The 22,324-nt window shown below is 27.3% G+C and carries 20 protein-coding genes; 7 read left to right on the forward strand and 13 right to left on the reverse strand.

Features of this window, described 5'->3' with window-relative positions; all coding sequences use genetic code 11:
- Positions 1–3 precede the first annotated feature (3 nt).
- Positions 4–309, reverse strand: coding sequence for a hypothetical protein (locus T324_RS0115950; protein ID WP_038375366.1), 306 nt, complete (start codon positions 307–309; stop codon positions 4–6).
- A 194-nt stretch (positions 310–503) separates the two neighbouring features.
- Here T324_RS0115950 and T324_RS0115955 point away from each other — a divergent pair, with 194 nt between their 5' ends.
- Together T324_RS0115955 and T324_RS0115960 are read left to right on the forward strand one after the other, a co-directional pair.
- Entirely contained in the window at positions 504–1,166 is a 663-nt protein-coding gene (locus T324_RS0115955; protein ID WP_028331164.1) for a hypothetical protein, read from the forward strand.
- A 27-nt stretch (positions 1,167–1,193) separates the two neighbouring features.
- A complete protein-coding gene (locus T324_RS0115960; protein ID WP_028331165.1) occupies positions 1,194–1,946 on the forward strand; it encodes a hypothetical protein in 753 nt (250 codons plus the stop codon).
- 55 nt (positions 1,947–2,001) lie between these two features.
- Here the strand turns inward: T324_RS0115960 and T324_RS0115965 are convergent, their stop codons facing one another.
- The 10 genes from T324_RS0115965 to glmS all read right to left on the reverse strand — a co-directional run bounded on the left by T324_RS0115965 (position 2,002) and on the right by glmS (position 13,273).
- Positions 2,002–4,212 (reverse strand): transcript cleavage factor, encoded by a 2,211-nt coding sequence (locus tag T324_RS0115965; protein WP_028331166.1) that lies wholly within the window; start codon positions 4,210–4,212, stop codon positions 2,002–2,004.
- A gap of 4 nt (positions 4,213–4,216) precedes the next feature.
- Positions 4,217–5,197 carry a tetratricopeptide repeat protein gene (locus T324_RS0115970; RefSeq protein WP_028331167.1) on the reverse strand — a complete coding sequence of 327 codons (981 nt, stop codon included), beginning with the start codon at positions 5,195–5,197 and terminating at the stop codon, positions 4,217–4,219.
- Positions 5,198–5,342: 145 nt separating this feature from the next.
- Positions 5,343–6,584 (reverse strand): imidazolonepropionase, encoded by a 1,242-nt coding sequence (gene hutI / locus T324_RS0115975; RefSeq protein ID WP_028331168.1) that lies wholly within the window; start codon positions 6,582–6,584, stop codon positions 5,343–5,345.
- A gap of 162 nt (positions 6,585–6,746) precedes the next feature.
- Complete coding sequence (locus T324_RS0115980; protein ID WP_028331169.1) at positions 6,747–7,454, reverse strand: phosphatase; 708 nt, start codon at positions 7,452–7,454, stop codon at positions 6,747–6,749.
- 8 nt (positions 7,455–7,462) lie between these two features.
- Positions 7,463–8,077, reverse strand: a complete 615-nt coding sequence (locus T324_RS0115985) for a cytidylate kinase-like family protein (protein ID WP_028331170.1) — start codon at positions 8,075–8,077, stop codon at positions 7,463–7,465.
- A gap of 132 nt (positions 8,078–8,209) precedes the next feature.
- A complete protein-coding gene (locus T324_RS0115990) occupies positions 8,210–9,010 on the reverse strand; it encodes an AAA family ATPase (RefSeq protein ID WP_028331171.1) in 801 nt (266 codons plus the stop codon).
- Between the two features lie 2 nt (positions 9,011–9,012).
- Complete coding sequence (locus T324_RS0115995; protein WP_028331172.1) at positions 9,013–9,207, reverse strand: hypothetical protein; 195 nt, start codon at positions 9,205–9,207, stop codon at positions 9,013–9,015.
- A gap of 110 nt (positions 9,208–9,317) precedes the next feature.
- Positions 9,318–10,277 carry a radical SAM protein gene (locus tag T324_RS0116000; protein ID WP_028331173.1) on the reverse strand — a complete coding sequence of 320 codons (960 nt, stop codon included), beginning with the start codon at positions 10,275–10,277 and terminating at the stop codon, positions 9,318–9,320.
- A gap of 12 nt (positions 10,278–10,289) precedes the next feature.
- Positions 10,290–11,321 carry a deoxyguanosinetriphosphate triphosphohydrolase gene (locus tag T324_RS0116005; RefSeq protein WP_028331174.1) on the reverse strand — a complete coding sequence of 344 codons (1,032 nt, stop codon included), beginning with the start codon at positions 11,319–11,321 and terminating at the stop codon, positions 10,290–10,292.
- A gap of 125 nt (positions 11,322–11,446) precedes the next feature.
- The gene (glmS, locus tag T324_RS0116010) at positions 11,447–13,273 is read right to left on the reverse strand and encodes a glutamine--fructose-6-phosphate transaminase (isomerizing) (protein ID WP_028331175.1); all 1,827 of its coding nucleotides are present in this window, start codon (positions 13,271–13,273) and stop codon (positions 11,447–11,449) included.
- A gap of 236 nt (positions 13,274–13,509) precedes the next feature.
- Between glmS and T324_RS0116015 the strand changes: the two genes are divergently transcribed.
- Together T324_RS0116015 and T324_RS0116020 are read left to right on the forward strand one after the other, a co-directional pair.
- On the forward strand, positions 13,510–15,630 hold the full coding sequence (locus tag T324_RS0116015; protein ID WP_028331176.1) for an alpha-amylase/4-alpha-glucanotransferase domain-containing protein: 2,121 nt from the start codon (positions 13,510–13,512) through the stop codon (positions 15,628–15,630).
- Positions 15,631–15,647: 17 nt separating this feature from the next.
- A complete protein-coding gene (locus T324_RS0116020; protein ID WP_028331177.1) occupies positions 15,648–16,313 on the forward strand; it encodes a dethiobiotin synthase in 666 nt (221 codons plus the stop codon).
- On the opposite strand, the gene T324_RS0116025 is transcribed toward T324_RS0116020, so the two are convergent.
- Positions 16,305–17,639: a D-serine ammonia-lyase gene (locus tag T324_RS0116025; protein ID WP_028331178.1), complete on the reverse strand. Its 1,335-nt coding sequence runs from the start codon at positions 17,637–17,639 to the stop codon at positions 16,305–16,307. The two genes, T324_RS0116020 and T324_RS0116025, sit on opposite strands and share 9 nt — an antisense overlap.
- A 105-nt stretch (positions 17,640–17,744) precedes the next feature.
- On the opposite strand from T324_RS0116025, the gene T324_RS0116030 reads away from it, so the two are divergent.
- The 3 genes from T324_RS0116030 (at position 17,745) to T324_RS0116040 (ending at position 21,127) form a co-directional block, all read left to right on the forward strand.
- Entirely contained in the window at positions 17,745–18,686 is a 942-nt protein-coding gene (locus T324_RS0116030) for a carbohydrate kinase family protein (protein WP_028331179.1), read from the forward strand.
- An 11-nt stretch (positions 18,687–18,697) separates the two neighbouring features.
- Positions 18,698–19,354 carry an OLD family protein gene (locus T324_RS0116035; RefSeq protein WP_028331180.1) on the forward strand — a complete coding sequence of 219 codons (657 nt, stop codon included), beginning with the start codon at positions 18,698–18,700 and terminating at the stop codon, positions 19,352–19,354.
- Positions 19,355–19,504: 150 nt separating this feature from the next.
- On the forward strand, positions 19,505–21,127 hold the full coding sequence (locus tag T324_RS0116040) for a CTP synthase (RefSeq protein WP_028331181.1): 1,623 nt from the start codon (positions 19,505–19,507) through the stop codon (positions 21,125–21,127).
- A 126-nt stretch (positions 21,128–21,253) separates the two neighbouring features.
- Here T324_RS0116040 and T324_RS18195 read toward each other — a convergent pair.
- Positions 21,254–22,324 (reverse strand): LysM peptidoglycan-binding domain-containing protein (locus T324_RS18195; RefSeq protein ID WP_038375367.1); only part of this gene is annotated, 1,071 nt, incomplete at its 5' end.

Genomic DNA, 22,324 nt, shown 5'->3' on the forward strand with positions numbered 1-22,324 from the left:
CCGTTATTTCTTTATAGTATATACTTCATCACGTACAGGCAAACTTTTACGCAAACCTTTTAAAAAACTTCTTAAATCTCCCATTTCTTTATAATCATCACATTTTTCTACTGTTCTTCTTGCAACTGTAAAATACTTGTACATCTTTTCCTCCCCAAGTTTTTTACGCCATTGCTCTTGTGCACATTTTACTCTTAGAAGATATTGATTACCATCTATACCGCTTGCTTTTCTAAATAGCACGCAATATCTGCAATTTGCACAATAAATGCCTGTTTCTGACAATTGTTCATTTTGTTCTTCGCTCATAAATACTTACCATAAATTATATTGCTTTTTATATTAAAAGTATAACAAAAATTGAAATTAAAGTCAAGATTGATATTTTGCTAAATCAAAGTACATAATAAATTCTTTCATTATCAATAAATGATACATTCTATATTTTAATTTATTGATTAAAAAAAGACAGAAATATTACGACAATAAAGTCAATGAAAAACATGAAAAAAATAATAATATTTATATTTATTAACATAATATTTTCTAATATTGTATATGCAGAAGATAGCGCTTTAAATTTCGAAGATATATACAATAAAATGAAAGAAAGATATTCTTCTATTTATCCTAAAAAATTTGAGGCTTATATAAATGGCAAAATAGTTGAAAAACAAATAGCTACAATACCTCAAAAAAGTTATACATCATCTAAAGAAAATATTAAATTAAAATTCACATTTCAGCAGGGTGCTAAGCCAACTTTAGTATTAGAAAATGTTGATAATTTTTATAGGAATATGTTTTCTGTATTTGAAGGTGCTTTAGAAACTACAGGTTTTTATGCTATAGTAGGAAATGCAACAACATACAGCTCATTTTCTCAAAAATTTAATTTAGAAACTATAGATGAAAATAAAAATGAATACAAAATTACTTTAAGAGCTAAAGGTGAAGATAAAAATTATAGTGTTAATTATACTGTAAATAAAGAAACCCTATTAGTTGAAAGAGCTGAATATTATAATAAAAAATCTAGAATATATGATGTTAATATTTATTATACAGAAATAGGAAATTACATATTACCTGAGAGAATAAAATACAAAAGTTCTGATGGAAAAGTAAATTCTGAAATAGAATTTACTGATATAAAAACATTTTAAAAAATAAAAATAATTGGATTTTGCTTTATGAAAAAAATATTACTATTCACTTTTTTTATTTCAATAATTATCAATATACATCTTCATGCCATTGATGTACAAAGTTTATTTAATCTATCAAGCAATGGAGATATAGTATATTACAATAGCTATGAGATTAATAATGATGAATATGCACAGGCTGAAAAATTAAAACTTGATTTACAAAAACAAGGATACAATGTTTATTCAATTGTAATTGCTAATGTATTTCCTAAACAAGGAAATGAATTTATAGCTCTTGTATCTTCATTGCATGGAGATAAAATCATAATATACAATGGAGATAATGAAGAGTTTTCATATTCAACTGGAACTTACAGCAAAAATGCTGCTATAGATTTAGAAAATTTTTATGATATAAAAAATGAAGTTGGTATTATCAAATATTACATATTAAATGAAAATGGACAGGATAGGGATATATATATGTATATGTTTAGAATAGATAGAAGCAGTGTAAAATTGATTGCTGATATATCATTTTATAAAGAAATAAATTCAATGAAAAGCTCCGTTATTACACAGATGAATAATATATTTGAAGATATTGATGGTGACGGAATATATGAAATGTTGGTAGAATCAAGAGAAAAAGTTGTTGGAAAAAATGACAGAGTGGAATACCAAATATATAAATTAAGTAAAAGCAAAGGAAGATATGAATGTATTATGTCTTCATGGCTTGAAGAAACCCCTGTGGACTTATCAAAATATTTTGAAAAGAGCATAAAAAAATAAGAATATAAAAAAATAAAAAAGGGACTTATTAAAGTCCCTTTTATTATTCTTATAATTATATTTTCCAATCCGGAAAGCGTTTTATAACAGCTGATATAATATCTGTTTTATAATGCTGCTCTAAATTTACAAGTTTTTGGAATTCGCTGAATATAATTTTAACATCATCTTCAGATTCATTTTGTATAAATTTAAGCAAATATTCTTTATCAAACACTAAATCATAAACTACCTTCAAAAGCTTTCTAGCCTGTGCAGAAGTTTCTTTTTTATCAAGCATTTTTGATAAATGAGGAATAATACTTAACAAACCTATCATAAGTGAATTTTTATTTATTTTAATATCTCCCTCTATATCATCATAATATTCCCCGTCAAGTATTTTCTGTGCAAAATATACAAATGATTCCGGATATTCTCTGTAATGAAGAAATATATCATCTATAGTTTTGGCCAGCATATCAACTTTTCCGTCAGCAAATAATTTATTCACTATCAAATAATTATTTTTAACCTGAGGAGAATACAGCATTTTTAGTATTATATTATAATAATCATCTCTTCTTCCATCCCATATAGCCTTTATAAATTTTTCTCTATAGTTGGAAGAAGGTAAAACCTCATAAATATGAGTATAATCTTTGACATTTTTTACTATATCTGATAAGAAAGGTATATCTTTATCATTATTAGAAGACTGGCTTTTTAAAAGTATAGTACTTATAATTCTAGCATCATCTTCTGCTTTATTATCTTTGGAAATACTTACGAAATAATTATTCATCTCTTTAGCTTCATCAGAGTTTAAATTATGAGTGTAAGTTAAATATTCCATATAAATTTGATACTTTTCAAAGAAATCATTTGTTTTATTAAATTTAGATAAACTTTCAGCATCATAAGTTTCTGCTTCCTCATTATAAAGGAAAGTATTTTTATCAAATTTAACTGTAGTAGAAGCTCTAACAGATTTTTTAGCACTTTCTAGCCATTTAGTATAAACTCCCTCAGCAACTACAATACTAGGCTTTGATGTTAATTCCTGTTTTAAATCTTTTGTATTAATACTTTTTCTATACTTCAATATTATAGTTAATAACTCTGTAGGATTCTCCTCTGCTATTTTTTTAAGTTCATTAAGTCTGTAAGCCTTATAAACATTTATATCATCATCAGATAATGTTGTAAGAGATTGTATAGCCATATCAAATGTCATCTTTCTTTCATCATCCTGCTGCACAAATTTAATTTTCAATTCGTTTATATTTATATCTTTTATTTTACCAACACCGAAATTTCTATGAATAACATATTTATCAACATCATATTGTATGTATTTTTCAAATATTTCTATACATTCTTTAGGCTTTTTATTAACATTTGTTATTGAAGATATCTCTTCTATTTTTTCAAAAAGAGTATGTTTAGGGTATAATCCTTTATAAACATCAACAAGTCTATGCCTAAAAAATTTAGCCTTTTTGTTATTTTGTGCCACTATATCCTGCTCATAATTGAGAAGATTTTTAATAGTCTTTAATGCATCATTATAACGGCTGTTTTCCAAATAATGTAAAAATATTAATTTCCATACATCTATCATAATATTAGAATCAACTAGCTTTTTAAGATCATTTTCATGCTTAAGCAAATAATTATAGTTATCAGGTTCATATTGAAGAACTTTTTTTATATCACTTTCTGCATTATTTCTTTCTCTAATAAGGTTTCTCTCAAAAGCTATCTTATAATAATGAACAGCACTGCTAATGTCTCCAGCTGCTTCTTTAGTATGTGCAATTTTCTCAGGAAGTTCAGGATTAGATACATCAAATTGTATTAATCTTTCCAAAACTTCTAATGCCTCGGCTTCTCTGTTAACACTTTGGTAATAACTAGCTAAATACCTTAAAGCATAATCGCATTCATAATATTCATCTAAAATCTTCTGAGCTATAAACTCAACAATGTTCCATTTCTTAGCATTTTTAAAAATACCCAAAAGTTTATCTAAACTACCGTCTGTGTAATTTTCTATTTTTAAATTTAATAATCCGCTAGCATATAATGCTGATATATGATTAGGATTTTTTTCTAATTGCAATTTAGCAGTATCTATAGCTGAATTTATATCATTAGTATCATTAATATCATTTACAATAGCTGCTAAATCAACAAAATACTTAGTAGTATAATTGAGCAAAGGCTTTCTTGTAAATGTTTCTTCTGAAAATATATTTTCTAATTTTTGTAGAGCTTCTGACATCTTGTCACCCCTTATCTAGTATTTTTATGTAGTATTGCAATAAGTCCTTATCTATCATAGCCATCTTCCTGCCCCATACCTTTACTTCCTCAACATCAGAATCACTATTTCTCATAATAAGATATGTTGTAAGGAATGCATAAGATGATAAAAGTTTAGGTGCTGTTATATCTCTTAATTTAAGCTTTCTGTAATCTGCTTCCAATCTTGAAATATTCTTTCTAAGTTCAAATTCTTCTTTTTCACTTAAAGGTCTTTTGACATCTAAAATGTTCATCAATTCACCATAAGCACTCATCCACATTATTATCTCTTCCTGACTATTATTATGAACCCCCCTCTTAATTATTATATCTCTAATTTCTCTTAATACATCAATGCTGATATTTTCAAATTCTATACTTAAAGGATCATAAAATAAAGCATCTCTTATATACATCTTGGATTTTTTCTTATCTCCAAGTATATCATAAATCATAGCTATAAAACTTAGAGTATTTGAATTATAAGGCTCTATTGTATTCAAATACTCATAAGACTTTAAAGCCATAGAGTAATCCTTTAATTCTATAAAAGCATTTGATAATAAATGCAGCTCCTCTGTTCCTTCAATATCATCAGTATTTTTATTCATTATTAGTTCAATAGTTTTATTATAAACAAAATAATGTATAGCATTTACTGATATCAAATCTTCGTTATAAGATTTATTACCTATAAAAGCTCTAAATTTCTTATAACTGGAATCAAGTAGTTTACAATACTCTATACAATTATTTTTTACTTTATCAAATTTATCAAGTCTATTAATCCAAAACTTTACACAGGATATATTTTCGTAAAGATTTGAACATTCAAAATCCATGTACATGATTCTGTCAAAATCTTCCATAGATTCTTTAAATAAACCTTTCTTTAATTTACTTTCTATAATGTTGAAAATATCCTTTACAGATTCTTTTCTTGAAAACAATTCATCTGCCATTATATTTAAATAAACTACTCCCTTAAAAGGTAAAAATGTATAGAGTTATACACATATAATGATATAATATAATCAAATAAAGAGAAATTGTCAAGCAAAAATGATACCCCCTTATGCAAAAAGGGGAATAAATGTAGTATATGTGTTATAGTATATCATTTTGATATACTATATTACCTGATTTTAATACCATATTGCATAAATTATTATCTAAAGTATAGACTAAAAAATTTAAATTATACGCATTCCATATTATAATATCCGCTTTTTTCCCAACTTCTATAGTACCTATTTCATCTCCCCTATTTATAGCACAAGCTGCATTAATTGTTACAGAATTTAATATCTCCTCTGGTTTTAATTTATATAAAATATAAGATAATTTCATAATAAACTGTATATTATAACTTGGACTAGATCCAGGATTATAATCAGATGCTATTGCTATAGGAACATCCATTTCTATCATATATCTCGCTCTAGCATAAGGCATACTTAAATAAAAGGAAGTATTAGGCAAAAGAACCGCTACAACACCCGACTTTCCTATAAGGTTTATAGCTCTATCATCAGACATAATTAAATGTTCAGCACTTACTGCTTTAAATCTTGCTGCCAAATATGAACCGCCGCTAGTTTCTAATTGATCCGAATGAACTTTAAGTCCCATATTATATTCCTGAGCAGAATTAAGAATTTTATGAGTCTCTTCCATATCAAAACCGCCTGTATCACAAAATACATTGCAAAATTCTGCCAATTTTAATTTAGATATTTCCGGTATCATATCATTACATATAAGCTCTATATATCCATCTCTGTCATTTTTATATTCATCTGGAACAACATGTCCTCCCATAAAAGTTGCTACTATATCAATTTGATGATTATCATTCAATTTTTTCATCACTTTTAATATTTTTATTTCATCTTTAAGTGTAAGACCATAACCGCTTTTACCTTCAAGTGTTGTAGTACCATATTTTAACATATTATCTAATACAGGAAGTGTCTTTTTATAGAGAAAATTTTCTGTTTTGTTTCTAGTATCTTTAACAGTTGATAGTATGCCGTAACCAGATTTTATTATGTCTAAATAACTCATATTTCCAGTAACTATATTATACATTTCATCTTCTCTTGATCCTCCGAAAACAAAATGTGTATGGCAATCTATAAGTCCAGATGTAACTAAAAGTCCATGTGCATTTATAGTTTTTTTAGCCTTCAATTTTTTATTATCACCAACATACTCTATAATTCCATCTTTAATACCAATAGCAGCATTCTCATAAAATCTAACATTGCCTTGATTTTTACCAGATAATGGAGTATTACCTTCAGCTGTTACTAATGATCCTATATTTTTTATTAAAACATCTAACATAAAACCTCTCTAATTTTTATATTACTAATCAATAACATAAAATATTAAGTTATTGTATTATTATAATAGAAATTTATATATAAAACAATAACATTAATTAGAAATTAGATAATATATTATACAAATATATAAAAAAGAAGCTAAAATTTATTTCATAAAATATCATTTTTGAATTTGAAGATATTCCATTAATCTATCATAATCCAAATTCAAGATAAGAGTTTCTGGAAAGTCTATATCATTTAACATATTAATAGCATCTGTATGGTCTCCAACCTTATATTTTGAATGGGCATCCGAAGTAATCACAATATTTACTCCATATTTCTTACAAAGTAATGCTACCTCTTTACATATAGGTGCACTGCCAGGTCTAACAGTAAAAGATGAAGAATTAATTTCTATGAGTTTATTATACTCTCTACACATCTTTATAATATAATCCATATCAAATTGAAATCTTGGATTTCCAACATGCCCCAAACAATTAACATCTTTATTCTTTATAACCTCAGCATAACCATTTGTATGCTCTTTAATATTAATAGGCTGCAAAGCATCTTCATGATATGATGCTACAACAAAATCTAAATTAACTAAAATATTAGAACTTAAATCCAATTTTCCGCTGTAATCTATAATATTAACTTCAGCCCCTTTTAATAATCTAACTCCATTAATATATTCAGGCAGACTATGCATAGCCTTAAAATGTACAGATTTAGCTCCATCACTGGAAGCAGGCCCATGATCTGTAATAGCTAAAGCCAAAAAACCTTTATCTTTTGCTGCATTTATCATTTCATCTACTGTACTATATGCATGTTCACTCACCAAAGTGTGCGTATGTAAATCAGCTATTATTTTCATGCTTATTATTACCTTGATTTTGCTATTTTTTCTATTATATCAACCGTATTATCAATACCTATAAAATCACTATTTAAACAAGCATGATAATTTCTTGCATCTCCCCAATTTTTACCTGTATAATAATTGTAATGTTTTGACCTTAATTTATCTCTCTCTTTTAATATCTTTTCTATATTAGAGGCATCGAGTTTATATTCATTAACAGCACGTTTTATTTTACTATCAATATCTGAATAGATAAATATATTAATGCAGTTATCAAAATTTTCCAACACATGATTTGCACATCTTCCAACTATAACACATGAATGTTTTGACGCTACTTCTTTTATAACATTGCTTTGAGCAAAAAACATAGTGTCCTGCAAAGATTCCCCATTGCCGAAAACCATATTTCCAGCATAAGAACCAGTTATAGCAAAATTAAACAGAGAAGAGCCTGTCAATTTTTGCTCATTTTCTTTAATATAATCTGGAGAGAATCCTGTTTTATCTGAAGCCATTTCTATTATAGCTTTATCATAAAAAGGTATATCTAGTCTCTTAGCAACCATTTCTCCAATATACCTACCGCCGCTGCCGAATTCTCTGCTAATAGTTATAATAATCTTTTTATCCATAATAATATACCTCTGTTTATATCTTATAAGTAATAGTTTACCAATATTATGTATATTTGTCAAATTTAAATTACTATTTGAAGTTAATTTTTTTATACCAAAGGATGATATTAATATTATAGAATAAGCATATTAGAAAAAATCTGAGAATGTTTTTTCTCTAGCATTTTCTTCTTTCATTACTCCTATATCATAAAGATATCTTGTAACAGCTAAAGAAAACCCTCCCTTTATAGGAGTTTTAGGATAAAGTATTATAATAGGTGTTCTCTTTTGAACAGATATCATAACTTTTTCCTCATCAAAAAGAACAGGCCCTAATAATACCAAATTTATATCTAATGAAAACTTTGCTGAAACTTTTTTAATTTCTCTATATAAATTTATAGCCCAGTCAATATTTTTTACTTTATTAACTATTAAATACATCTTATCTGTCATGTTATTAACATATATCATTTTCATTAATCTATAAAGATCTGTTAAAGCAGTAATTTCAGGATTAGCAACAAGTATAATATCATCAGACATTTCATAAAAACGCATCATAGGCTGAGTTATACCAGCAGCATAATCTATAATTACATAATCATAATCATCAGCTAAAACTTTTAAATCTTTAGCTAAATTAGACAAATTGAAATCATTTTCAAATTGAACAAATCTTTGTATATTAACTCCTGCACTTATAACATCTATACCATATTCGCTTTTAATAACACAGTCTTTTAATGTTAAAGTACCTTCAAAATACTCCTGCAGCTTAGACTGAGGTTTAACATGAAGTAATATAAAAACATTAGAACAGTTAATATCTATATCGAATACCAAAACTTTGTAGCCTCTGGAAGCTAATTCGGCGGAAAAATTAACTGAACATAAAGTTTTACCGGCACCGCCTTTGCCGCTGGAAAAAGATATTATTCTTCCCATAATTATTGTCCCGTATACAATTTTAATACCTGAGCCACTTTTAACCTAACATTTTCATCCCAATCTAATATATGTGGCTTTAATGCTTTGATAACAGCTATTCTATCAGCTGTTGAAACTATGCTTGCAAGTTCATCAAGAGCATTTAATCTTTTTTCTACATCATCGCTTTCTAAATCAGAAAGTATTTCTTTCATAAATTTATCCCTATGAAATAATATAGTATCTCAATATAATTATACATCATAAAATATTTTTGTCAAAAAATAAAATTATTAAATTAAAATTAAAATATTTTAGCATTTTATCATAAAAAAGGCTTTTCTTTAGTAAAATCAGGTAAATAAGTCTCAGAACTTTCCATTTCTTGAACTAATAAATTTTCAAATCCTAAATCAATAGCATAATCAACCAAATCATCATACTCATTTTTATATAGTTTTCTATTTATATTTTCAAAATTGCAAGCTTTAAACTTAGGGTTATATTGAGACATTAAAGATATAGTGCTTTTTAAAAAATCTCTCTCTTTTAATTCTATTAATATATCATAAGAATCCGATTCATTATTAGGCAATATTAAATGCCTTATTATAATACCGCTTTTAGCAATACCATTATCATCCAACACTAAATCGCCAACCTGTTTTTTCATTATTTCTATTGCATTAATAGCTATATTAAAATAATTTTCAGCTCTGGAATATTTAAAAGCCTTATCATCAAAAACATATTTCAAATCCGGCAAATATATATCAACAATACCATTCAAGCAGTCTAATAATTCTACAGTGTCATATCCATTTGTATTATAAACTATAGGCAGATTAAGTCCTTTTTCAAAAGCAATTTTTAATCCTTTCAAAACAGGAAATATTACATGAGTAGCACTAACCAAATTAATATTTTCAGCTCCCTGTTTTTCCAAATCCAAAAAATAATCAGCTAATGTTTCTATATCAATTATATCTCCCACTCCGTCAGAACTTATTTGATGATTCTGACAAAATACACAGCTCAAATTACAGCTTGAAAAAAATACTGTCCCGCTTCCTCCTTTGCCTACAAGCATTGGCTCTTCTCCAAAATGCAAAGTATGAGATGCCGTTTTTACATGATTAGTATCCTCAAAAATTTTGCATCTTCCTATCTTCTTTTCATTGCGGTTAACATTGCATATATGGCCGCAGCATACACAATTATCATAAAGAAGTTCGGCTTTCTTTAAAGCATTATCTATGTTTTTTAAATGTTTATCATTATACATCTATCATAGCCATTATATGTAATTTAATTTTCCATAAGTTATTTTTTTATGAAGACTAATTGCTTCAGAATCAGTTAGATGAGCAACATAATCCTTAACAAGTTCTTCATCGCTGGTATATGGAATATTTGCCTTTTTGAATAATTTATCTTCTTCTATTATTTCTTTATGCTTCATTAAATATTCAAATATAGTTGATACTATTCTATTAACACGTTCTGCATCTTCAAGTATTGTTTTACTCTCATAAACAGTCTCAAACATAAAAGCTCTTAAATCATTTATAGCCTTAAGCACTTTTTCATCTATATCTATTTCCATTTTTTCCATACTTGCTTCTATAACAGCCATAATCATAGTATCAGCTCTCTCTCCATAAGTATAACCTAAAACATTAGTTATATCTTTAGGAATATCCTCTAATTTTAAAAGCCCATATCTTATAGCATCATCAACATCATGATTGGCATAAGCAATAGTATCTGATATCCTAACAATCATACCTTCATTTGTGCAAGGTCCTGATGAATCTGCTATCAATTTTCCGCTTTTTCCTTTAGTATGTTTTATAATACCATCTCTTACTTCAAAACTTAAATTAAGTCCTTTACCTTTTTCTAAATGTTCAACTACTCTTAAAGAATGCGAAGAATGATGAAATCCTTTAAAATATTTAGCTATAGCTCTCTCTCCTGCATGTCCGAATGGGGAATGCCCTAAATCATGTCCGAATGATATAGCTTCTGTTAAATCTTCATTTAATCTCAATGCCCTTGCTATACTTCTAGCTATCTGCATAACTTCAAGCGTATGAGTAAGTCTTGTCCTAAAATCTCCTACAGAAAGCATTATAACTTGTGCCTTATCTTTAAGACGCCTGAAATATTCACTATGAACTATTCTGTCTCTGTCCTGCATATAAATAGTTCTTATATCATCTTTTTCTCTAGGGTATACAGTTCCTTTACTTTCTGATGAGAATGCAGCTGCCGGAGATAAAAAACCCTTCTCTCTAGTTTCTATATCAAGTCTTATAGCTCTCAAAATAAGTATCCTTTAAATATAATTATGTTAATAATAAATTAATTAATAAAAAAATACAATCAAAATCTTATTACAAATAAATATCATATTTTGAAACAGCTTCGAATGATAATTTATTTTTTATATCATTCCACAGTAACACTTTTAGCTAAATTTCTAGGCTTATCAACATCGCATCCTCTTATTACTGCGGTATGATAAGCTAATAATTGCAATGCTACTATTGAAACTATAGGCATAAACATATCTTCAACCTTTGGCAAATAAACTATTTTTCTGTAAGCATCTTTGTCTATATCTATGCCATCTTTTACAAAAAGAAGAACATTAGCACCTCTTGATATAACTTCTTTGGTATTGCTTATCATCTTAGCTAATATTTTCTCTTGTACAGCCAAAGCTACTACAGGAGTATTATCTGTTATGAGAGATATTGCACCATGCTTAAGCTCTCCTCCGGCATAAGCCTCGCAATGTATATAACTAATCTCTTTCATTTTTAAAGCCCCTTCCATAACTTGATAATAATCTAAATCTCTTCCTATAAAAAATATGCTTGAAGCTTCTTTATAATCAACGCATAAATCTTTTATTTTGTCATTCATCAAAAGAACATCATTAACAGAATCTATAGTTTGAAGAAGATATTTAATGAGACTTCTTATATAATTATCATCATTCATTTCTCTTGACATCATAATCTTGAAAGTTATTAAATACATTATAGCCATTTGCACAGAATATGCTTTTGTTGAAGCTACAGATATTTCAGGGCCTGCATAAGTATATATAACATAATCAGCATTTCTGGCTATAGAAGAGCCATTAACATTAACTATAGCTAAACTCTTACATCCTTTTTCTTTTACTAAATTTAATGCAGCTAAAGTATCAGCTGTTTCTCCGGACTGAGATATAAATATAGATAAAGTTTTATCCGTAAGTATTGGGTTTTTATATCTAAACTCAGAAGCTATTTCACATTCTACAGGTATTCTGCAATTATCTTCTATAAGTCTTTTACCTATCATGGCAGCATGCATAGCCGTACCGCAACCTACTATATAAACTCTGTCAAAAAATTTCCAAAAATTTTCATCCTCAATTCCATCTCTTTCAAAATTAGGCACTCCCTTTACTATTCTAGGCTCTATTGTATCAAGCAATGCTTTAGGCTGTTCATTAATTTCTTTAAGCATAAAATGATCATATCCGCATTTCTCTGCCTGCTCTACAGTCCAATTAGCTTCTAATACCTCATAATCAACTTTTTTCAAATCTTTATCATAAATGGTTATGTTATTTTTTTCTAATACAGCAATATTGCATTCTTCTATCAAAATATATTTATTAGTATATTTTAATATTGCAGGTATATCTGATGCCAAAAAATTTTCATTCTTTCCTAAAGCAGCTATCAACGGAGCACCTTTTCTAATAGAATATACCTTTTCAATATCATCTTTAAATATCATGGCAAATGCATAAGAACCTTCTATTATATCAACAGCTTTTATTATAGCACTTAAAGGGTCTCCATCATATAAAGAGTCTATTAAATTAGCAGCAACTTCCGTATCAGTTTCTGAAAGGAATTTGTATCCTTTATTAATTAAATCATTTTTTATATCCTTATAATTTTCTATAATACCATTATGAACAAGTGAAAGTCTTGATGTAGAATGAGGATGTGCATTTATATCTGAAGGAGCTCCATGCGTTGCCCATCTTGTATGTCCTATTCCTATATTTGAATTTATATTATCCCTAGCCTCAACAATACTCTTTAAATTCTCAAGTTTTCCTTCCGATTTTAAAGTAACAATATTATTATTTGAATTAACTACAGATATACCGGCTGAATCATATCCTCTATATTCTAAAGAAGATAATCCCTCCATTAAAATATCAACAGCATTATTATTACCTACATATCCAACTATACCGCACATATAAAAATTTCCTTAAATATTTATTTTACCAAAAAATAGCAGTTTTTAAAAAAATGCGTTTTTTTGATAATCGAAAATTTTAAAATAAAATATAAAAAAGTCAATACTGTTTTTAGTAATACTATAGATAAAATTCAAACTAAAAAACTTTACAAAAACATATATTTAGTATAGAATTATGTTAATTAAAATTAATATTATTACGAAATTTTAAATAATAAAAATAGGGTATCATAATGAAAACTATAAATTTAATATTAGGAAACCATAACCATCAGCCTGTAGGAAATTTTGATTTTGTATTTGAAAATACATATAAAAATGCCTACAAGCCGTTTTTAGATATTTTAGAAAATTACAAAGATATAAAATTTAATTTTCATTATACAGGATGTCTTTTAGAATGGATAGAAAAAAAACATCCTGAGCATATATATGCTTTAAAAAGATTAGCTTCTGAAAATAGAATAGAAATACAAAGCGGCGGTTTTTATGAGCCTATAATGCCTTCTATACCTAATAAAGATAGAGATATACAAATAAATAAATTAAATAAATATATAGAAAATAATTTTGCTGTAACTCCTAACGGTGCTTGGATAGCAGAAAGAGTTTGGGAACCTACATTAGTTAAAAGTTTGGCTAAAAATGGGCTTAAATATATAATGCTTGATGATTCGCAATTTTTAACCACTGGAATAGATACAAAAAATATGTTTGGATATTTTATTACAGATGATGAAAATTATAAATTAAATATATTCCCTATATCTCAGGAACTTCGTTATCTAATACCGTTTAGAGAAGTAGAAAAGTCCATAGAATATTTAAAATCCATAGCAACAGAAGAAGGCGACAGAGTTGTTGTACTGCATGATGACGGAGAGAAATATGGAGATTGGCCTGGTACTCAAAAATGGGTTTATGAAGATAAATGGCTTGAAAAATTCTTTGAAGCACTTACTAGAGAAAAAGATACAATTATAACAACTACATACAGCGAATATATGCAGAAACATCCTCCAATATCTAAAATATATATACCTACAGGTTCTTATGAAGAAATGCTTACTTGGGTATTGCCTGCTAAGATACAGGATGAATTCCATTCAAAACAGGAAGAATTAAAAAAATCTGAAGAAAATGAAATTATTACAAGATTTATGAGAGGCGGGTTCTGGAGAAATTATTTTGCTAAATATTCTGAAAGCAACAGAATGAATAAAAGAATGATATTTACTTCAAACATGATAGGAGAAATCACAGAATCTAATTATAAAGAAAAAGAAGCAGCTTTAGAATATCTTTTAAAAGGTCAATGCAATTGTCCTTACTGGCATGGAACTTTCGGAGGACTTTATTTAAATAATTTAAGACATGAAACTTATGCTAATTTAATCAGAGCTACTGAAATTTCATTAGAAAAAGTATATGGAAGAAATTATTTCTTAAACCATAACTTAGATTTTGATATGGACGGAAGAGAAGAAATTATAATCTCATCAAGAAGAGAAGCATTCTTATTCCATACTTTAAGCGGATCTATAATAGAATGGGATTTAAAAACAGAAAATCCAATAAATTTAATAGACTGCTTAAAAAGAAGAGAAGAAGCATATCATATAGCAGCTATGAGAAATGCTAATAATAATCAAAATGATAATGAACATGTATCAATACATGAAATAGCAAAAAAAGTAGATGAAAATATAGCTAAGTATTTAGTATTTGATAAAAATGAAAAAGTATTTGCTGTTGATCACTTCTTAAATAAAGTGCCTACTGCTGAAGAATTCCAATTATTAAAATATGAGGAAAATGCTTTATTTTATGAATCATACTATAATGTTATTGAAAATATCATAAACAAAGATTATGCTTCAGTATCTTTTGAAAAAACTTCAAAAGTTAATGGAAAAGATATTCATTTGATAAAAAGATACGTTATTCAAAATGAAGGCGGTTTTTCAGTTGAAGCAATTATAGAAAATAAATCTAATGAAGATATAGAATTTGTATATGCTTTAGAAAATAATATAACACTGCTTGCAGGAAATGAACCTGACAGATATTATACAGGAGGAGATAGTAAAATATCTGTTAATCTTTCAAGTGCAGGAGAATATCATGGAACTGCTTTCGGTATGGTTGATAAAGGATATATAAAAGTAAATGTATCAATAGAAGCCAGTGATGAGACAATATTCTTATATATGCCTAATTACACTATATCTGATGCCGTTGATAAACTAGAAATGAATTATCAAAACTCTACAATAGTTTGCTGTAAGAATATGTATTTAAAACCTAATGAAAAAATTAAATATAAATTAAAAGTAGAGGCTAAAGATATTTAATTTTAAGGGCAATTTTGATGGAAATATTTTGTGTTATATCAAATAAAAAGCATGCAGGAAAAACCTATATTTCTTCCCATATAGCAGCATCATTAAAAATGTTTGATAAAAAAGTATGCTATTATAAACCTTTTATCATGGAAGTGCGTGATAATAAATTATTTGATGCTGAATACATAAAAAATACTGCTAATTTAAAAGCTTCGGATATATTTGTTTCTTATGCTACTAATGGAAATATATCTCCTCTTCACAGCATTAATGCAAAAATAGATGAAAGAGATATTACTGATTTAATAGATGAAAATAAAGAACATTATGAATATATGGTATTTGAATCATTATGCCTATATGATCCTATAAAAGAAAATTATAATTTTATGGATTTAATACTAGATATAGAAAAAGAAAATAGCATAAATATTATACCTGTAATAGAATATGATTCTAATGTTATACATTCATCTTTAGAACAGGTAGAATTACTGCATACAAGAGGATTTAAAACACCTTTTATTATAATTAATATAAAAAAAGATGTTTTTGTTTCCAATAGTGTTATAGAATATATAAAAATGCAAATTAATCCTATAAGAGTTCATGTTACTGAATTTGATAATGATTCTAAAAATAAAAAAATAGAATCAATAAAATATCCAGACATAATTAGAGAATTAATTTAAATATGTTTCTAAATATTTCTTTTTTATATCATCAGGTATAAGTCTTCCGCCTGTAGCCCAACATATATGAATAGAGTTATGTAAAATATCTTTTGTTAAATTATATTTTTTACAATAATCTTTAGCAGAGTCAAATATATCAAATCCTACAGCTCCGGCAAATGCTGCACAGCTTGAAGGTTCTATTTGTATATTTTCAGAATCATTAAGCAGCCTTAAATAATCATAAAGCTTATAATCATAAACCGTAAAATCACCGGAAATAATATTTGTCATTATTCTTGTAACGAAACCAGAAGGACTGGCACAAGCAAGCCCATCAGCCTCAGTAATTCCGGATATTCCGAAATCATGTACATTAGCCTTTTCAAATTTCTGTGTGGCTATTCCAAGCAAAACCGAAGGACAATTGACCGGCTCTGTAAAAAAACAATGAACATTATCTTTAAAAATTCTTTTAAGTCCGTAGCTTACTCCTCCAGGTGCTCCTCCTACTCCGGCAGGTATATATACTATAATTTGATGTTTTTCATCTATGGTAATATTCATGTCTTCCAATTGCTTTTTTAATCTGTTGGCAGCAACTGCATATCCTAAAAATAAATCAACAGATTTTTCATCATCTACGAAATAACTATTTGGATCTAAATCCGATAATCTTCTTCCCTCAGCAACAGCTTTAGAGTAATCATCTTTATATTCTAAAACTTCTACTCCTCTATTTCTCAAAAGTTCTTTTTTCCATTCCTTAGCATCTGCTGACATATGTACTTTAACTTTAAATCCTATTGCAGCACTCATTATACCTATAGACATTCCTAAATTACCTGTAGAACCAACTTGAACAGTGTAATTATTAAAAAAATCTTTCATTTCAGCAAATTTGGAATAATCATCATCCTTTTTTATCATAGAATTTTTTAAAGCCAAATTTTCAGCATGTTTAAGAATTTCATATATTCCTCCCCTAGCCTTTATTGAACCTGCTATATCAAGATGACTATCCATCTTTAAAAATAGTCTTCCGTTTATACTGCATTTATAAGTTTCTTCTAAACTTTTTTTCATAGCAGGGATTTCTACTATAGGAGATTCTATTATACCGTTATTCTTTTTAGTTTCTTCAAAGCATTTCTCTATAAAAGGAGCAAATTTTTTTAATCTATTTTCTGCATCAAGTATATTATCATCAGAAACAACTAATTGACATAAAGCATCTATAATATCAAATTTTAATAGTCTGTCATTTATCCATAAAGTTTCCTTTTTTTCAGAAACTTCTTTAATAACTTTGTTAGATTTTATATATTCTTCAGCATAAGACATATTAATACCTCAATAAAAATGTATTTAAAATATAGTAAAAAAATATAATTTGTCAAAAAATAACAATTTGTTATAATATATTTTAATTATAGTAAAAGGTATTAAATGAAAGATTATATATTATCAATAGGCGGATCTAATATAGATATACAAGGATTCTCAAAATCTAATATTATTTTAAAAGAATCAAATCCAGGTAAAATAAATATATGTGCAGGAGGAGTAGAAAGAAATATCGTTAATAATCTATCTAATCTTGGGCTTAAAGATATTAAATTCATTACTTCCATAGGAGATGATATATTTGGAAATATACTTTTTGATAATATTAAATCATTGGGAATTGATACTTCATATATAGTAAAAAAGGGAAGTTCTACATCATATATTGCTGTTATGAATAATGAAAAAGACTTAGAAATTGGAATATCTGATATGGATTATTTAGATAAAAACATCAATATAGAATATTTAGAAAGCATTAGAGAAATAATAGAAAAATCAAAATTTATAAGCATATCTGCTGTAATGAATAGAGATATATTTGAATATTTGATAAAAGAATTCCCAAATAAAAAATTAATAACTGATGCCGTTTCTATAAAAAAAGCGCTCAATATAAAAGGCTTAGAAAAAAATATTTATGCCTTGAAAACAAATTCCAATGAAGCCTCTTTTTTATTGGATAAAGATATTAATACTATAGAAGATGGTAAAGAAGCTGTAAAAACATTTTTAAATAAAGGAATCAAAGAAGTTTACATAACATTTGGCGGCAATGGTATATGTTACGGAACTTATGATAAAGACTACGCTTTTCATTTAGAAGCACCTAATGTAAATATTATTAATGCTTCCGGTGCTGGAGATGCTTTTATGTCAGGCATTATATACTCAATATTTCATAATTACGATTTGGACAAAAAAATAAAATTTGCTGCTGTAATGTCAATGCTCACTTTAGAAAATGAAAATGCTGTTAATAATGATATAAATTTTGAAATAGTAAAAAATAAAATTAAAAATATTTTTGATATAAAAATATAATAGGAATATAAATGATTATAGAAAATGTATACCTAAACAATTTTACATCATTTAAAGATTGTTATATAAAATTTTCTGATAAAATCAATATATTTATCGGAGATGATGATAATGCCAAAATAGATTTATTAAAATCTATTCATTGCTTAGATGAAAAATTTTATATAAATAAAAAAGAAGGAGAAATTTATTCAATAGCATCAGAAGAAAATTTTCCATTTTCATCTATCACTTCTTTAGCTGGAAAATATTTAGCACTTAATGTATGGAGAATAATTTTTAATGAATATATACATTTTGTACCATTTAATATTATAACCGATGAAAATTTTACAGCAGACAGTACAATAGATAAAAATTCAATAATAACATCTTTCGATATTCATGTAAAAAATAAAAATGCTTTTCCAATAAATAAAAAATTTATATATACATCAACAAATATAGAATTAGAAAATATTGATAAAGAAAGTATTTTATTATTTGACGGATTAGATTATAACTTTACAGACGATTTTATAAATATGCTGTTAGAATTATCCAAAACAGGTGTACAAATATTCATAGCAAGCAATTCTAATTCAGCATTTCATAATTGTAAATCAAACAATAATATAAAATTACACTATTTTAATTTTGATGAAAAAAATGGAATTATAGTTAAATAATATAAGTCTAAAATGAAAATTACTAATATATAAAATAAAAAATAATAAATTTTATAAGAACTTAATAATAAAATTTACTTGATTTAATAATTATTTATGATAATGTTAGTAAGGTTGATAATAAATACAATAAAATAAACAGAGGATTATATGAATACTAAGTATATATTTGTAACAGGCGGAGTTGTATCTGGACTAGGTAAAGGAATAACAGCTGCTTCTTTAGGAAGACTTCTAAAAGCCAGAGGATTAAGTGTAACTATACAAAAATTTGACCCGTATATTAATCTTGACCCTGGTACCATGAGTCCATTTCAGCATGGAGAAGTTTTCGTTACTGATGACGGAGCAGAAACAGATTTGGATATAGGGCATTATGAAAGATTTATAGATGAAAATTTAAATAAATACAGCAATGTAACAACAGGAAAAATATACCAACATGTTATAAATATGGAAAGAGAAGGTAAATATCTTGGAGAAACTGTTCAGGTTATACCTCATATTACCAACGAAATAAAAAGAAGAATATATAGAAAAAATGATACTACAAAGACTGATATAGTCATAACAGAAATAGGAGGAACTATAGGAGATATAGAATCATTACCATATATTGAAGCTATAAGACAAGTAAAAACAGAATTAGGTCAGGATAATGTTCTATATATACATGTAACTTTAATACCTTTTATCAGTTCTTCAGAAGAGATAAAAACTAAACCTACACAGCATAGTGTTAAAGAACTTATGCAAAGCGGTATTATACCAGATATTTTGGTATGCAGAACAAGTAAGCATTTACAAGAATCACATAAAGCTAAAATAGCATTATTTTGTAATTTACCAAAAGAAAATGTATTTGAAAATTTCGATGAGCCTAATATATATGGGGTACCTTTGATGCTTGAAGCTCAGGGACTTTCTAATGTTGTATGTAAACATTTTAAGCTTGAAACAGCTAAAATAGATTTAAGAAATTGGACAGATTTGGTATGCAAACAAAAAAATATAGCTATACAAAATGAAAGAATAAAAATAGCAATAGTAGGAAAATATATTTCTATGAAAGATGCTTATATATCATTAATAGAAGCATTGAATCATGGAGGAATATATAATGATATAAATGTAGATATAGAATGGATAAGTGCTGAAGATTTAGAGAAAAATGATAATATATCATCATATTTTGAAAATGTACAAGGCTTAATAATACCAGGAGGATTTGGAGAGAGAGGAATAGAAGGAAAAATAAAAGCTATAAAATATGCAAGAGAAAATCAAATACCTTACTTTGGAATATGTTTAGGTATGCAGCTTATGAGTGTTGAATTTGCTAGAAATGTTCTTGGATTTGAAGATGCTAATACTTTAGAAGTAAATGAAAATACAAAACATCCTATAATAACACTTATGGAAGAGCAGAAAAAAAATATACTTAAAGGCGGAACTATGAGACTTGGAGCCTTTAATTGTGAAATAAAAGAAGGAAGTTTAGCTCATAAATTATATGGAAAAACATCAATAAGCGAAAGACATAGACATAGATACGAATTTAATAATGACTATATAAATGATATGGAAAAGGCTGGATTTATTATAACTGGAAAATTAAAAGATGGAAATCTAGCAGAAATAGCAGAAATAAAAGATCATCCTTATATGATAGGCGTACAATTTCACCCAGAATTAAAATCAAGAATAACTAATCCACATCCTTTATTTGTAGGATTTGTAGCTGCTGCTAAAAATATAAAATACAAAAAATAAAACTTTAATAAAACAAAAGACTTGCTTTTTAATTAAGCAAGTCTTTTTATAAAAAAGCCATGCATGATTATATTATTTCATGCATGGCTTTGTTTTTATTTACTAAGTACTTTTAAAGCCTATCTATTAATTTTCCTCAGTATTAACTTCTCCTTCAGGATTTTCTGCAACATTTTGCTGTTGCTGTTCTCTTAATATGATAGCTTCATCATAAGTTAGATATTCTAAAGTAGGATCATAAGTACCTTCTCTCAATTCTCCATTCATACTAGGTATAGTTAATATCTGACCTGGTAATATTAAGTCTGGATTATTAGGGTCTCTCAATACATTTCTATTTGCCTGATACAATCTATACCATTGTATTGGATCATTATATATATAAGAGTAACCAGCTATTCTCCATAAAGCGTCAGTTAAAGGAGTTCTCTGTACAACTACATAATACATAGGAAGTACAGTAACTTTACCTTCAGCATTAACATTTCTTCCAGTATTAGCATCTATTATATAACCAGGATCTGCATTCAAATCTGCATCCATCAAATCACCATCTATAGGTCTCTTAGGACCAGCTTCAAATATAGCATTCATAGTTTGATTAGCTTGACTTATTCTTTCTTCAGCTAAAGTGTTATTATTATTAGTAAGAGCATCTTCAGCCTCTTTTATCACTCTAGATAAATTCACATCCTCATCAGTTTCAGGAATTATATATCCATCATCAACAAGCTGCTGATATCTGTTTTTAACCTCTTCTAAGTTCTTCTGATTTTCTTCTCTAGCTATAGCTTCATTGCGAGCTTTAACTAAATCATCCATATTCTTAGAAGCCTCTAAAGCTTTTTGACTTGCTGTTGCAGGATCATTCTCAACTACTCTATTAGCATCAGCTAAAAGTGTAGAAATATTTTTATCATTGTCATCACCTCTAGTAATTGTACTGTCGCTTATAAGAGCATTATATTTTTGCTGAGCATTATTTATATCCTGCTTAGCTTTTGCTATAGCCTGCTGTTTAGCTCTAGCTGCTTCTTCAGCTTTTCTTTTAGCTTCTGCTTCTGCTTTGGCTTTTGCCTCTGCTTCCGCTTTTAATCTAGCTTCTTCAGCTGCTTTTCTCTTAGCTTCCTCTTCAGCTTTCTTCTTAGCTTCTGCCTCTGCTTTAGCCTTTGCCTCAGCTTCTGCTTTTTTCTTAGC

This window comes from Brachyspira alvinipulli ATCC 51933 (assembly GCF_000518245.1).
GTDB classification, from domain to species: domain Bacteria; phylum Spirochaetota; class Brachyspiria; order Brachyspirales; family Brachyspiraceae; genus Brachyspira; species Brachyspira alvinipulli.